We start from the raw sequence: 14,430 nt of genomic DNA on the forward strand, positions 1-14,430 counted from the left end.
TATGAAAGTAGTAATTATGGCGGGTGGAAAGGGAATTCGTATTTCTTCCGTGGCGAGTGACATTCCAAAGCCAATGATAAAAATTGAGGGCATTCCTGTTTTGGAACGAGAGATTGAATGTCTGAAAGAGCAGGGCTTCGATGACATTCTTATTACTGTGAGTCATCTTGGAAATATCATCATGGATTATTTTGGTGATGGTTCTGGAAACTCACCAGTGACAGGGCAGCCGCTTGGTGCACATATTGAATATTATTTTGAACAAGAACCACTGGGTAATGCGGGTGCACTGTTCAAGATTAAAGACAAATTAGCAGAAGATTTTCTGCTTTTGAATGCTGATGCTATGTTTGATGTGGACTTTAACAGATTTGTTGAGTATCACAAGCGACATGGTGGACTGGTTACACTTTTTACTCATCCTAATAGCCATCCGTATGATAGCGGGCTGATTGTTGCAAATAAAAATGGTGCGGTTGAAAAATGGCTTGCAAAAGAGGATGAAAGGCCGAAGTATTATCGAAACCGCGTGAATGCGGGGCTTCATGTCATTAACCCAAAAGTATTAGCACTTTCCAAGATTGATGCCGAAGCTGTTGGAAAAATTGGTGGTGACGGAAAACCCGTAAAAGTGGACTTGGATCGCCGGTTGTTGAAGCCTCTTGCTGGAACAGGAAAGATGTTCTGTTACGACAGCCCGGAATATGTTAAGGATATGGGAACACCGGATAGGTACTATTCTGTGTGCGCTGATTATCGAGAAGGGCGCGTTACAGGAAAGAATCTGAAAAATAAGCAGAAGGCGATATTCCTTGACCGAGATGGAACGATTAATAAATATGTTGGTTTCCTTCGGAACATTGATGATTTTGAGTTGATAGATGGAGTTGCAGAAGCGATTCGCAAAATTAATGAGTCGGGATATCTTGCAATCGTCGCAACTAATCAGCCTGTAATTGTTCGTGGTGAAGTATCATTTGACGAGTTAGAAGAAATTCACAACAAGATGGAAACGCTTCTCGGCAAGGAGGGCGCATATCTGAATGCAATCTATTATTGTCCGCATCATCCTCATAAGGGATATGAGGGGGAGCGTCCGGAATTGAAGATTGATTGTGACTGCCGAAAGCCAAAGCCAGGGATGCTATTGAAAGCAGCCGAAGACTTTAATATTGATTTGTCTCAATCTTGGATGATTGGTGACGGAGAGAATGATATTAAGGCTGGAATCAACGCTGGGTGTAAAACTGTGTTAATTGGAAATGGTGACGAAAACTACGGTCAAATGATGATGGTTGATTCTCTGTTGGCGTTTGTGAAGATATCCTTGTGAAAAAATTGCGGAGTATAAAAATGATAGAGCTAAAAGAAAATATAAAAAAACATATTGATTTGCTTTGTGAACGTTATCCGGCATTGAAGATTGTAGAAGATGATATTGCAAGGGCATATCAGATATTAGAAGATTCATATAAAAATGGCGGAAAACTGTTGGTTGCTGGAAATGGTGGATCTGCAGCGGATGCAGAGCATATCGTTGGGGAATTGATGAAAGGATTCAAACTTCCAAGAAAACCGCAGTCGGATTTTGCAGACAAGTTAATTCAGACAAATACAGAATTAGGAGCTGTTTTGGCTGAAAACTTGCAGGGGGCACTCCCTGCGATTGCCTTGGATGGCCATCCGGCATTATCTACGGCCTATATGAATGATTGTGAGCCACTTCTTTGTTTTGCACAGCAGGTAAATGGCTATGGCAAAACGGGTGATGTGTTCCTTGGCATTTCAACAAGTGGTAACAGTAAAAAAGTTTTGTATGCAGCGACAACTGCTCATGCAAAGGGTATGAAAGTAATCGGTCTGACAGGGGCAAAAAGCAGCAAGCTTGAGCAGATGAGTGATGTGTGTATCAAAGTGCCTCAGATAGAGACCTATATGATTCAGGAATTCCATCTTCCGGTTTACCATTGCTTGTGCTTAATGTTGGAAGATGAATTTTTTTGGGAGAACTGATGTGATGGAAAAACAACCATTGCTTAACACATACATAAACAATGTCACAATGTCGGAGACGGTAGAAGCCATTGAGCAGATGATTACTGCAGATAAAAAATCCTACATTGTGGCAATCAATGTGGATGTTGTTATGAAAATAGAAGATGATCCATACCTAAAGAAGGTCGTTGATAGAGCTGATATGGTGCTGGTAGACGGCAAGCCGTTGGTATGGATTTCTAAAATGCATGGCAAGCCGTTAAAAGCGAAAATTTCGGGGTCTGATTTGGTTCCACTGCTTTGTGAAGCTGCGGCTGAAAAAGGATATAAAATCTTTATTATTGGCGGAAAAGATGGCATTGCGGCACAGGCGAAAGAAAAATTAGAAAGCAAACATCCGAAGATTCAAATCGTCGGAACTTATGCGCCCCCATTTGGATTTGAAAAGGATGAGAAAGAGTTAAATCATATTAATCAAATGATTTCTGATGTGAAACCTGATTTGCTGATTGCGTGCTTTGGATGTCCTAAACAGGAAAAATGGATTTATGAGAATATCGGAAAGTATGATGCAAAAGTTTCAGTATGTGCAGGCGCAACGGTTGACTTCCTTGCTGGAAATGTGAAACGTGCACCACGCTGGATGAGTGAGCATGGTTTGGAGTGGTTTTATCGCTTCTTGCAAGAACCAAAACGGATGTTTAAGAGATACTTTATAAACGACATAAAGATTGTCAATTTGATAAGAAAATATAGGTAATGACATGGAAAATATATGTTTTGTTGTAAATAAATATCCAAATGAATTTGAACCATATATGCTTGTTTTTTTGCAGCAACTTGCTTGGGAATTTGCAGATATGGGGAAAAAGGTAACCGTGATATGTCCTTTGCCCGTAAATTTGAATAGGAAGTATTTGCAGATACCTTATCACACCAGAGAATATACAGAAAAGAAGAAATCTATTGATATATACTGGCCAAAAACAGCAGGGCTTGGTCAATCGCATTATGTTTTGGGAAGAAGCCCAGTTGGAATAACGACTTTTTTCTTAGAAAAAGCAGCGGAACGCGTAATTAGATCATTCACAGAAAAACCAGATGTTATATATGGACATTTCATGGCACCGTCCGGTATTGCTGTGGCAAGATTAAGTGATACGTTCAAAATTCCTGCTTTCTTTGCGTTAGGTGAGTCACATAATACAATAGAACAGTTTGGAGCAGAAAGGGCAAAGGAAGAACTAAAAGATATTGCAGGAGTTATAGCTGTTTCAACATATCTAAAAAGATGGATAGTTGATGCAGGTGTTCTTGAAGATGATAAAGTGGAAGTCTTTCCAAATGGAATTAATGGAGATAGGTTTAGAAAATATAATAAGACTTATGCACGCGATTACTTTGGATTACCAAAAAATGAAGTGCTAGTAGGATTTGTTGGTGCATTCAACGAGCGAAAAGGGATTCTGCGAGTGTGCGAAGCTATGAAAACGGTTAGAGGTGCAAGGTTAATATGTGCGGGGAAAGGTGAGCAGAGTCCCTATGGCGATAATTGTATTTTTGCAAAGTCTTTAAAGCCAGAAGAAATACCGCTGTTTAATAGTGCAGCAGACATTTTTGTGTTACCAACGTTGAATGAGGGATGTAGTAACGCAATCGTTGAAGCAATGGCTTGTGGATTACCGATAATATCATCAAATAGAGCATTTAATGATGATATTTTGGATGCGGAATGCTCTATTAGAGTAAATCCAGTTGATGTCGATGAAATTCATGAAGCAATTCAAAAACTTGTTTCAGACCCTATTAGTAGAGAAAAAATGTCAGAAGCCGCAATAAAAAAAGCAGAAAATTTGACATTGAGTGTGCGCGCTCAAAATATTCTGGCGTACATTGAAAATAGAATAGGAGTATGGGAAAGTGAAAATACGGATAGGAACAGAAGAAAGAAGTTTTAGTTCGGCTAAAGTTTGGAGAGTGTTTTATGCACTTTTTGGACAATGGCTGCCTAGATCCTGTTATTCAAAAATATGCATGAAAATTAGATATTTCTTCCTAAAAAAAATTGCCAAAAATACTGGCAAGAACGTCAATATAGAACAGTATGTCGTATTTGGAGAGGAATTTGAAATCGGTGATAATTCAACCGTTGGATTTCGATCTGATCTATATGGTCCAGTTAAAATTGGAAGAGATGTTATGTTGGGACCGGAGGTAGCTATCTATACTCATAATCACCGTCACGATGAAACTGATATTCCAATGATTCAGCAAGGATATACGGAGATGAAACCTGTATATATAGATGATGACGTGTGGATTGGGAGAAGGGTGTTGATTATGCCAGGAGTCCATATAGGAACAGGAGCAATTATAGCCGCAGGTTCAGTTGTGACCAAGAACGTTGAGCCATACAGTATTGTAGGGGGGAATCCGGCCAAACACATCAAATATAGAAGGGAAAATCTATGAGTGTAAAAATATATATTAAAAAGTCATTAAATGTGTTCTTCTGGTGTCTGGATAAAATATCAAGAAAGGCTTATGTGAAATTCTATCCCAAATATTTAAATTGGCTTGGAATAAAGATTGATACGAAAAATTGCGAGCAAACATGGATTAGTCCAACTGTGTTTTTGATAGTTCGCAATATGATTTAATAGAGATAGGAAAAGACGTCACCATTTCTTTTGGGGTAAAAATATTGGTTCATGATTTTAGTATTAAACACGCAGCTAGAGTTATTTGTAAAGAAGATAAAGTGAAAACATCAATAAGGAAATCTGTTAAAATCGGAAATAATGTTTTTATCGGTGCAGAAACAATGATTTTGCCGGGAACAGTTATATGTGACAATTGTATTGTGTGTGGGGGGACTGTGATTAAGGGAAAAACAGATCCAAATGGAATATACGCAGGAAACCCGGCAAAAAGGATAGGTTGCGTTGAGACATTTGAAAAAAAATATATAGATTGACATAGGAGCAGATAGGATGAAAACAATTGCTTTTTTTGTACCTCAGTATCATCAAATTCCATTAAATGACAAATACTGGGGCGAAGGATTTACAGAGTGGGATAATGTAAAAAATGCGAAATCACTATTTGAGGGACATATTCAACCTAAGATTCCACTGGATAACAATTATTATAATTTATTGGACCGTAGAACAAAGATATGGCAACGTGATTTGGCTAAAGAATATGGCATTTATGGTTTCTGCTATTACCACTATTGGTTTAACGGAGAAATGCTTTTAGAGAAACCTTGTGAGCAGATTTTAGGCGATTCGGAATTGGATCTGCCATTCTGTTTTTGCTGGGCAAACGAAGCGTGGTCAATGGAGTGGACTGGTAAAAAAACAGTGATTATGCCACAATTTTATGGTGAAAAAAAAGAGTGGCTTGAGCATTGGAAATATCTCCTGCAGTTTTTCAGAGATGATAGATATATAAAAATAGATGGGAAACCTGTTTTGATTATTTATCGACCAGAATCAATAGAATGCCTCAGTGAAATGCTGCAATATTGGAGAGAATTGGCATTCGAAGCAGGGTTTCCTGGTATGGTTTTTATGAACCAAAGTGCGGAGTTTATGTTGGACAATAGAAAAGATCACAGCCAAATAGATTTTGAAATTGAATATGAACCAATTAACTCCAGAAAGAGTTTGGGGAAGAACAAATTTGCAAATATAAAAAGACTAAGAAGAGATGTTATGAACTTCTGTGAAAAAAAATTTGGTTGGGATTTACGGCGACATGGCAATTATCTTTTAATGAAGGCGACTAATATGCAAAGGCCTAGTTATGATGAGGCGTGGAAAGACATTTTAACTAGAAAACCGCATGGCAATAATTCGATTCCATGTGCATTTGTAAATTGGGATAACAGTCCGAGATATCATGAGAGAGGACAGGTTTATATAGGTGCAAATCCAGAAAAATTCAAAAAGTATTTTTCGGCACAGATTAAGCGGACAAAAGAAGTCTATCATAAGGATATGATGTTTATTTTTGCATGGAATGAATGGGGAGAAGGTGGTTATCTGGAGCCGGACGAAGAAAACAAATATGGTTATCTTGAAGCTGTAAGAGACGCTTTAAAGGAGAATGATGAGTTTCCATGGTAAAAAAATATAATAGTCAGAAAAATATTATTTGGATTGCTTCTAATGCCCCCTACAGTGGAGCACCCGCAGCGGGAGGTCAGACTTTTAATTATTACCTAAATGGTTTTAAGCGAAGTGCTGATTTTAATATTAGACTGGTGTGTTGGGGGGATATTTGGAAAAAAAAGGAAATTGAAGATGAGCAAAAGGATATAGTTCATCATGTGATCTATACTGAACCAACACTAAAATCTAAAATTAAAAAAATTAGCAACATTGAGTCATCATATAATCCATGGAACAAAAATGCCAATCTGATTTCAAATTATTGTGCAAATGAAATCATAAACACATTAGTTAACTGGAAAGTTGAGGGTTTTTTGCCAGATTGTATTATTTTAGAATGGACAAATACGGTGGTGCTAGCTTCTCGAATACATAAGATATTTCCAGATGCTAAACTAATCGCTTCTGAGCATGATGTGACATTTGTTGGCTATAAAAGAAAAGCAAAGTATTTTAAAGGAATAAAAAAGATTTTATGGAAACATAAATACCTTTATGAAAAGAAAACGGAACTGAATGCTTTGAGAGAGTGTGACTTAATACTTCCACATAATGCTGAAAACAAGGAAGTGCTAATAAAGTGCGGAGTAAATGAAGAGAAAATTCAATGGCTTGTTCCTTATTATAGTAATATGTCGGGGTGTGCAAGAAAATCTAACAACCGAGATATACTTTTCTTTGGAGCCATGTCTCGCCCAGAAAACTATTTAAGCGCAATTTGGTTCATAGAGAATGTGATGCCCTTATTGAATGATTTAGATGTTCGTTTCGTTATTGTAGGTAGTAAACCGCCAGAGGAATTAAAAAGATTTAAGTCCGACCGTATTGTGATTACTGGATTTGTTAATGATACACTTCCGTATTTTGAATCTTCCATGTGCTTGGTAGCTCCATTAGTTCTAGGAGCAGGAATAAAAGTCAAAATATTAGAGGCCATGTCATCAGGAATTCCAGTGTTGACAAATGATATAGGGATTGAAGGTATTCCGGCTGAAAATGGGTCAACATACTTCCATTGTAATGATGCAGAAACTTATAATAAAATTATTCGACAATTGTATAGTGGTGAGATTGACACTGAAACGGTTTCTATTAAATCAAGAGAATTTATGAAACAGTTGTTTGATGTTGAAGGATCTTTGAGACGGTATATGTATTTGTGCAAGGAATTATAACATGGAATGATCGAAGCGTAGTAAAGGAGGCGAATTATGAAAATTAAAGTCAGCATAAATACACCTAAAATTGTGTTGTTGATAGCCTTGCTTTTGTATGCGCTATCGCAACAGAGTTGGGGTGGGCTTATTTCTGGTACTATTATGTGGCGTATACTCTTTTTGGGATGCGTCGTATTTGGTATTACAGCATTTTTCAAACTAGTTAAGACACCTTCATTGTACATGGTTATGAGTGTTGCAATGATAGCAGTTGTCCTTTTGTTTAATAATCAAAACCTTAGCAATGGAAGTAATGGCTATGAATTGGTGTTTTGTGAAATAGTGCTATTTTCAATCTCTGCATATCGAGGTGATTATTGGATTAAGAGTTCGTTGAAATTGATGCTTATGTTGGGCGTTTTTTATGCACTGATGACATTGTTGTCATTTTCTAGTAAAGGGTTCTATGATTTGATCATATATCCTTTCATATCTTCAATTAACGATACCAGCCATATGGGATTGAGTGCGTATTATTCCAATGGATTTACAGCACATTATAGTTTTAATGGAATGTATGTTGCAATGGGAGTATGCATAGCGATGGGGAGCTTAGTACCTTTGAGCGGTTGCCAAAATGTGAGAAAAAAATTGTTGAAAGTCATATTTGTCGTACTTATGTTTTTAGTTCTTCTCTTGACAAATAAGCGCGCTCATATACTTTTTACTGGAGCTGGAGCTTTCTTAGCGTACTACTTTTATAATAGTAATACGCCAACTAAAAGAATAACAAAAATTATGGCATTAATAATTGGTGTTTTACTGGCGGCATACTTTCTTAGCTATTTTATGCCGGATGCTTTTGAATTTTTAAGACGTTTTGAGGAATCGGCTAATGGTGAGGGTGGCATATCCAATGGTCGATATATAGTTTGGGGAATTGCAACAGCGTTTGCCAGTGGGAATAAGATGTTTGGAACAGGATGGTGGTCTTTTTATCGTTATTTCGGAGCCCATGTACATAACATATACCTTCAGCTTTATGTTGAAACGGGACTGATTGGCACAACGATATTCATTCTTTTCTTTTTTAATGCTTATGTTAAAAATATTGTACTTATCAAAGAAATCCGTAGAGAGAAAGTGTTTTTATCTGAAAACGCTGAAAAGCATTTAATTATTTCGCTTATTTACCAGACTTTCTTTCTGTTATATGGAATAACTGGCACATGTCTTTATGAAATTCCAACATTGGTTCCATATATAATTTTTGCGACAATTACGGAACATTACTGGTATTTGAATAAGAAAGGAGTCTGTAGACTATGAAAATTGGCATACTAACATGGTATTATGGAGCAAATTATGGTGCAAAAGCCCAGGCTTACGCGCTAAATCAAGTTGTGTCTCATTTGGGGCATACGGTCCAGATGGTAAATTATAAAACCAATGGATTTGAGAAAGTCAATATAGGAACTAATTTAAATGTTGAGCGTGCAAAGCATCATCCGGTTTTATATTTGAAATGTCTATGGCGTGTAAAAAATTTCTGGGAAGTAAATAAATACTTTAATGAATCAATTGTTATTCGTAAAGGAGAGGATGTTGATAGTTTAGGACTGGATTGTGTGATATTTGGAAGTGATGCAATCTTTAATGTTAATCATAAGCTGTTTGAAAAAATATATATGGGTGTTGGGATCAAGAAAACAAAGAAAGTTTCTTACGCACCTAGTTGTGAAGATTTAAATCCTAATTATAAATTAAGTAAAGAATGTATAGATTCTTTACGACAATTCTCAAATGTATCTGTTAGGGACGAGAATACTAAGCGGTTACTAAAAAATAATGTTGGCATAGATGCAGTGGAAGTCTTAGATCCAACACTTTTGTATGATTTTGTTGATATTAGTACCAGATGGGATGAGAAAGATTATATTTTAATTTATACATTTTCGGATTGGAGCATATATCAAAAGCAAATCCAGTTATTTGCAAAAGATCATGGGCTCAAGATTATTGCAGTAGGGAGATATTGTAAATGGGCATATAGATCTTACACAGCAGCATCATTTGAACAATGGATATGTTCGTTCAGGAAGGCTACATATGTTTTGACTGATTCATTTCATGGTACAGTTTTTTCTATTAAGAATAATAAGCAAATGATTTTATGTAGTAGACCAGATAAGAGAGCTAAAATTGAGAGTCTATTAAATGATGCGAGAATACAACGGAAATTTTATGATGGCAAGGAATCTATAGAGACTTACCTTCAAGCAGTAACAATAGATTATCAAGAAGTGAATCAGAGTATGAAGAAACTGGTTGATTTCTCAATGGCATATTTGCAAAAGAGTCTTGCAGATAATGTAGATTATTATGGTGAACACTAATATGAACGAAAATAAGAAAGCAGGAATTGAGAATGCATTTAAGGCAGGTGTATGGTATTCACTATCTGCTATTGCGGCAAAGTCAATTTCGATAATTACAACACCTATTTTCACGCGAATGATGTCAACATCAGACTATGGAATTGCAGCGACATTCTCATCGTGGTATTCGATTTTTTTGATATTATGTACTGCTAATCTTTCATATAGCCATTCCAGAGCCAAGATTGATTTTCCGGGACAGTTTACTAGATATGTGGGGGCAACACATACTTTATCTTATCTGATTACAGGAGTATTATCAGTAGTTGCAATTTTATTTCTATCACCGGTAGCAAAATTTTTGGATCTAAATCCTGCTTTGATTCTGCTTTTGTTGATATATCTTTTCTCAGGCGGGACAATTAATATTTCTCAAAGTGAGAATAGATATTGTTATGATTATAAGAAAAATATTTTCATAACATTATTTACTACTGTTGGAACTGTGCTTTTTACATTTCTTTTCCTTGGCATCATTAAAGAAAACCGTTATTATGCAAAAATCCTTGGATTTGTTGTTCCATCTCTATTACTTGCCGTTTGGATTGTTATCTTACAAACAAGAAAAAGAGCATTTTGTATTAACTTAGATTATTGGAAATATGGGCTTCGCATTTCAATGCCTTTGATTTTCCATACCATATCTTTGAATGTGTTAACTCAGTCAGACCGTATAGTGATTAATAAAGTGTGTGGAAGCGAGGCTGCTGGTATATATAGTCTGATTTATCAATATGCAATGCTGATAAATATTATCTTAAATGCAATTAATGAGAGCTGGAATCCATGGTTTCATGACATATATAATGAAAGGCGCTGCGATCTGATAAATAAAAACATTACTCCGTTGAATGCTTTTGTTTCATACATATGCATCGGGTGTATTACAGTTGGTCCAGAAGCGATAATGATTTTAGGGGGAGAAAAATATATCTCAGGTCAGGATTGTATTTTCCCGATTGTTTTGGGACTTTTAGCACAATTTCTGTTTAGTCATTATATTATTATTGAAGTTCACCATAAACAGACTCAATTTACTTCGCTTGGAACAATTATTGCAGCAGCTATCAATTTGGGATTAAATGTTGCATTAGTACCGTTTTTTGGATTTACATGCGCGGCATATACAACCCTAATTGCATATTTGGTGCTTTACTTAATTCATTTATATATAACAAGGCATATGCTGAATATTCACTTATACAATGATTTGAAGATTTTTGGATGGTTTGGCGTGGTTGCATTATATGGTATATTATCAAAAATTTTGTATAGAACGATCATGCCGAGGTATGCACTATTTTGTATCGTTACGATTGCTTTGTTTGCAATATATAAAGATGTTGTGTTGGGCTTAATAAAGAAAAAAAGGAGTTAACAAAAGTGAGCGAGAATATATCATTGGTTGGTGCGTCCTGTTGCGGGTGTATGGCGTGTGAAGCAGTATGCCCAGTACATGCCATAGAATTGGATACACGGGGGGGGTATTGGTACCCGAAAATTAATGCTTGTGTTTACTGTGGTAAGTGCTTGGATGTTTGTCCGATATTAAACTCGGAGCATAATAAGGTTAAGGAGAAAAATACAGCATATATAGCATATCTTATAGATGAACAAGAGCGAAGAAAAAGCACATCGGGCGGTCTATTTTTTGCCATTGCTACATATGTGATTCAGCATGATGGTGTTGTTTATGGTGCGGCATTTGATGATAGTATGAGAGTTACACATCATCGTGCTTCAACAAAGCAACAAGTTACTATGCTTCGGGGAAGTAAATATGTCCAAAGTGATATTCGTTTAGTTTTTATATGCAATAATAGATGATTTGAAAACAAAAAAAATGGTTCTTTTCTCTGGAACCCCGTGTCAGGTATCAGCAGTTAAATCTTTTTGTGAAAAGAAAGCAAATTGTGACAACCTTTTTTATTAGAAATACTCTGCTATGGTGTTCCAAGTCCAATGATCTTTCAAAATCATCTCAAACAAATTGAATTGAATTATAAAGATGCAGTGTGTAATTATTTATTTCGAGACGAAAGTGGTGGTTGGGGGCAATATTACATTCACAGCGCCGATCTAAAAAATGGAATGCATCTGTACAATGAAACTCTGTTCCAAGACCTAGAGAAATTGTATAGGTCACATTATAATGTGCGGCAGAGTTGTTTTGAATGTCGATATATAGGAAGAAAGCGATGTGCAGATATAACCATTGGAGATTGCTGGGGAGTACATGAGATAACAAAAGAGTTTGATAGTAAGGATGGGGTTTCTCTTGTGCTTATAAATACATCTTTTGGAAGAGAAGTTTGGAACTCAATTTGTAATGATGTGAATTCTTTGGAGATTGAGTACAATGTTTTGGAAAAATCAAATGGTGTTCTTGTGCATGGACCGGAGAAGCCAAATGATTACGAGGAATTCTGGAAGTGGTTCCAAAAAAGAGGATATTTGGAGACACTCATCAGATTCACTCCGTATGGTGGGATACGGTATAGTATCTACCATAAAATATGTAACATGAAAAATAGATTAAGAAAGAAATGGTACAATGAAGATAGAAAAAGCGGATGAGAGAGCTGTGATACAAATCCTTAGAGGAATTGCAATAGTGTTAGTTGTTATACACCATGTCATGAAGTGTTTTTCGCTTTCGAACGAATTGAATACCTTATTGACGATCATTAACACAGTCCATGTTGTTGTTTTTTTTGTAATTTCAGGTTGGCTTTTTGAAAAAAAGAAATGTAAGTATAGGAAGAACGGCATTTTTCTGTTTCTTAAGAAGAAGTTTTGTCAATTAATAGTTCCTTATACGACTTTTTCCTTTTCATTTGCGATTTTGATATGGTTGGGAAGCCATATTGAAGTGCTGAAACAAGCAACCTTGGCATTAGCTAAGGGAAGAGTTAAAAGTCTGGTTCAAATCATTGTTGATATCGTTTTATATAGAAATGTATATTATGAATCACTTTGGTTTGTCTATGCAATGTTTTTTTTAATGGCTTTAATGTTTTTACTTTATGATGATAGATTTGTGAGGCTCCCTTTTGTAATAAGTATGTTGCTATTGGCCACTTTTATAAAGTCCTATGCATGGATGCTAATTGATTTGGAACGATGGACGATTCTTAATAATACTATTATGTATTTTCCATGGATGCTGTTTGGAAGGCTGCTTTACACGAGGCTACACAATGGATTTGTAGTGAAGTGGAATATAGTTGCTATTGCAGCTCTTGTTCTTTCAATGTGTATTATTAGATGGTATTATATTGATCTTAAGTGTTTTATGGGACTATATGCTAGAGCTATTTGGCAAGGATTGGAATTTCTTGCAATAAGACTCTCTTTTTTGGCATTAGTGTTAGCCTTGTCCAAATGGTTAATTATAACGGATAAATATAAGCCGATTGAATATATTGGTGATATGTCGTATGATATTTATTTGATTCATAATCCTTGGATTGTATCAACCCTGTCTATTATTTTGAAGAATCGGGTTACGATACCTTTGGCTATTGTGATTGGCACAATAATGACTATTGTAATAAGTGTTACTGTAATTAATGTGATTAAGTGTTATTTAAATCCTATTTACAAGGTATACTTCGGAAAGATTTAATTAGAAATTTGACTCGTGCGTCCATTTCACTGAGGGGGTTAAAATCCTGCCTGAAAAGAGAATAATCACCTCGTTTGTTGGCTAGTCCGCATAAAATCAACTATATTATATGACTGTGTGAAAATACCTGTAAAGGTAAGAACATCAAAAATGCCATGTGTAAGCATGGCTACGCCGTCCGAAAATGCTGCCTCTACGTGGCGGACGGCAGGCAACGGGAGTGTGTCTGGACACCTCCGGCTAAAGCATCACGTTCTTTGCAATAAATAGCACATTCATAACTAACTAAAGAAATAAAGGAATAAGTTTGGAAAAGTTCTTTAGAAGATAGTCTTTAGGTATATTTCAATACAATAATCCGATATTTCAATTGGCTCCATGTTTACAAATATTCATAAGGAATATAATAATGCGAAACATTTTAGCTTTTAGACGTTGTACAGGTGAGGAAATCCGATGGCTTGTTGGAACTTTTGAGTCGCAATTTCCAACATCATCGAATTGGCAGATAAAAGAAGTTGATATCAATGAAGTTATACCGCTCTGTAAGTATGTGTATAGCAGGAGATTAGAATTTGCTAAAGAGAGCATACGAAAGTGCATTCGTTATGGTGTTCCACTGTTCTATCCGTATGTTGTCGAATATGATAATGGAGATACACATTTGGTTACATAGCTATAGATATTACCCATTGATGCCAAAACCAAACATTGCGGGAGAAACAATCTATTACGCGGGCAAATATTTCGCCTCTAATGTGACACATTTATTGAAAACATCATATAATAAATTAATTCAATTTTCAAATCCAGTATGTGGGAATATGTTGAGATATAAACTATATGGGATCCTATTTAAAATCGATATTGTTGGATTTACTTTGATGTATAATAAAATTGTCGATGAAATGAAGAGCTTTGATGAAACAGGAAAAGAAATAGCGTTACATTTTATTGCAGGAATTTCTAATATTTTTGAGAATGAAATGCAAAAATTCGATATTTTGAATATTACGGTTCAAATGTACCCCTGT

At 35.8% G+C, this 14,430-nt stretch carries 15 protein-coding genes; all 15 read left to right on the plus strand.

Features of this window, described 5'->3' with window-relative positions:
* Position 1: 1 nt before the first annotated feature.
* Positions 2-1,333, plus strand: coding sequence for a D-glycero-beta-D-manno-heptose 1,7-bisphosphate 7-phosphatase (gene gmhB, locus DXB70_RS04575; RefSeq protein WP_118672743.1), 1,332 nt, complete (start codon positions 2-4; stop codon positions 1,331-1,333).
* Between the two features lie 20 nt (positions 1,334-1,353).
* On the plus strand, positions 1,354-2,013 hold the full coding sequence (locus DXB70_RS04580) for an SIS domain-containing protein (RefSeq protein ID WP_118472786.1): 660 nt from the start codon (positions 1,354-1,356) through the stop codon (positions 2,011-2,013).
* Positions 2,014-2,017: 4 nt separating this feature from the next.
* Positions 2,018-2,755, plus strand: a complete 738-nt coding sequence (locus DXB70_RS04585; RefSeq protein WP_118472787.1) for a WecB/TagA/CpsF family glycosyltransferase — start codon at positions 2,018-2,020, stop codon at positions 2,753-2,755.
* A gap of 4 nt (positions 2,756-2,759) precedes the next feature.
* On the plus strand, positions 2,760-3,953 hold the full coding sequence (locus DXB70_RS04590) for a glycosyltransferase (protein WP_118472788.1): 1,194 nt from the start codon (positions 2,760-2,762) through the stop codon (positions 3,951-3,953).
* Positions 3,916-4,467, plus strand: a complete 552-nt coding sequence (locus DXB70_RS04595) for an acyltransferase (RefSeq protein WP_270497559.1) — start codon at positions 3,916-3,918, stop codon at positions 4,465-4,467. The genes DXB70_RS04590 and DXB70_RS04595 overlap by 38 nt, the downstream gene beginning before the upstream one ends.
* A gap of 232 nt (positions 4,468-4,699) precedes the next feature.
* Positions 4,700-4,972, plus strand: a complete 273-nt coding sequence (locus DXB70_RS04605) for a DapH/DapD/GlmU-related protein (protein WP_182431321.1) — start codon at positions 4,700-4,702, stop codon at positions 4,970-4,972.
* A gap of 16 nt (positions 4,973-4,988) precedes the next feature.
* Positions 4,989-6,128 carry a glycoside hydrolase family 99-like domain-containing protein gene (locus tag DXB70_RS04610; RefSeq protein WP_118472791.1) on the plus strand — a complete coding sequence of 380 codons (1,140 nt, stop codon included), beginning with the start codon at positions 4,989-4,991 and terminating at the stop codon, positions 6,126-6,128.
* Positions 6,122-7,348, plus strand: coding sequence for a glycosyltransferase (locus tag DXB70_RS04615; RefSeq protein ID WP_118472792.1), 1,227 nt, complete (start codon positions 6,122-6,124; stop codon positions 7,346-7,348). The genes DXB70_RS04610 and DXB70_RS04615 overlap by 7 nt, the downstream gene beginning before the upstream one ends.
* Before the next feature lie 36 nt (positions 7,349-7,384).
* Positions 7,385-8,659, plus strand: coding sequence for an O-antigen ligase family protein (locus tag DXB70_RS04620; RefSeq protein ID WP_118472793.1), 1,275 nt, complete (start codon positions 7,385-7,387; stop codon positions 8,657-8,659).
* Positions 8,656-9,726, plus strand: a complete 1,071-nt coding sequence (locus DXB70_RS04625) for a polysaccharide pyruvyl transferase family protein (RefSeq protein ID WP_118472794.1) — start codon at positions 8,656-8,658, stop codon at positions 9,724-9,726. Before DXB70_RS04620 ends, DXB70_RS04625 begins: the two co-directional genes overlap by 4 nt.
* Before the next feature lies 1 nt (position 9,727).
* Positions 9,728-11,146 (plus strand): oligosaccharide flippase family protein, encoded by a 1,419-nt coding sequence (locus tag DXB70_RS04630; protein WP_182431322.1) that lies wholly within the window; start codon positions 9,728-9,730, stop codon positions 11,144-11,146.
* Between the two features lie 5 nt (positions 11,147-11,151).
* Positions 11,152-11,595 carry a 4Fe-4S dicluster domain-containing protein gene (locus DXB70_RS04635; protein WP_118672744.1) on the plus strand — a complete coding sequence of 148 codons (444 nt, stop codon included), beginning with the start codon at positions 11,152-11,154 and terminating at the stop codon, positions 11,593-11,595.
* Positions 11,596-11,703: 108 nt separating this feature from the next.
* The gene (locus tag DXB70_RS14535) at positions 11,704-12,345 is read left to right on the plus strand and encodes a Coenzyme F420 hydrogenase/dehydrogenase, beta subunit C-terminal domain (RefSeq protein WP_279221338.1); all 642 of its coding nucleotides are present in this window, start codon (positions 11,704-11,706) and stop codon (positions 12,343-12,345) included.
* Positions 12,323-13,396, plus strand: a complete 1,074-nt coding sequence (locus DXB70_RS04645; RefSeq protein WP_118472797.1) for an acyltransferase — start codon at positions 12,323-12,325, stop codon at positions 13,394-13,396. The genes DXB70_RS14535 and DXB70_RS04645 overlap by 23 nt, the downstream gene beginning before the upstream one ends.
* A gap of 575 nt (positions 13,397-13,971) precedes the next feature.
* Positions 13,972-14,430: hypothetical protein (locus DXB70_RS04650; RefSeq protein ID WP_147354040.1), on the plus strand; the 459-nt coding region annotated here is incomplete at its 3' end.

The sequence above is a fragment of the Clostridium sp. OM05-5BH genome, assembly GCF_003481505.1.
GTDB classification, from domain to species: Bacteria; Bacillota; Clostridia; order Lachnospirales; family Lachnospiraceae; genus Otoolea; species Otoolea fessa.

What these genes read in the sequence shown, in the direction of transcription:
- DXB70_RS04590 (WP_118472788.1), top strand. Translation starts at nt 2,760, where the DNA reads ATGGAAAATATATGTTTTGTTGTAAATAAATATCCAAATGAATTTGAA.
- DXB70_RS04580 (WP_118472786.1), top strand. Translation starts at nt 1,354, where the DNA reads ATGATAGAGCTAAAAGAAAATATAAAAAAACATATTGATTTGCTTTGT.
- DXB70_RS04630 (WP_182431322.1), top strand. Translation starts at nt 9,728, where the DNA reads ATGAACGAAAATAAGAAAGCAGGAATTGAGAATGCATTTAAGGCAGGT.
- DXB70_RS04610 (WP_118472791.1), top strand. Translation starts at nt 4,989, where the DNA reads ATGAAAACAATTGCTTTTTTTGTACCTCAGTATCATCAAATTCCATTA.
- DXB70_RS04585 (WP_118472787.1), top strand. Translation starts at nt 2,018, where the DNA reads ATGGAAAAACAACCATTGCTTAACACATACATAAACAATGTCACAATG.
- DXB70_RS04645 (WP_118472797.1), top strand. Translation starts at nt 12,323, where the DNA reads ATGAAGATAGAAAAAGCGGATGAGAGAGCTGTGATACAAATCCTTAGA.
- DXB70_RS04620 (WP_118472793.1), top strand. Translation starts at nt 7,385, where the DNA reads ATGAAAATTAAAGTCAGCATAAATACACCTAAAATTGTGTTGTTGATA.
- DXB70_RS04615 (WP_118472792.1), top strand. Translation starts at nt 6,122, where the DNA reads ATGGTAAAAAAATATAATAGTCAGAAAAATATTATTTGGATTGCTTCT.
- DXB70_RS04625 (WP_118472794.1), top strand. Translation starts at nt 8,656, where the DNA reads ATGAAAATTGGCATACTAACATGGTATTATGGAGCAAATTATGGTGCA.
- gmhB (WP_118672743.1), top strand. Translation starts at nt 2, where the DNA reads ATGAAAGTAGTAATTATGGCGGGTGGAAAGGGAATTCGTATTTCTTCC.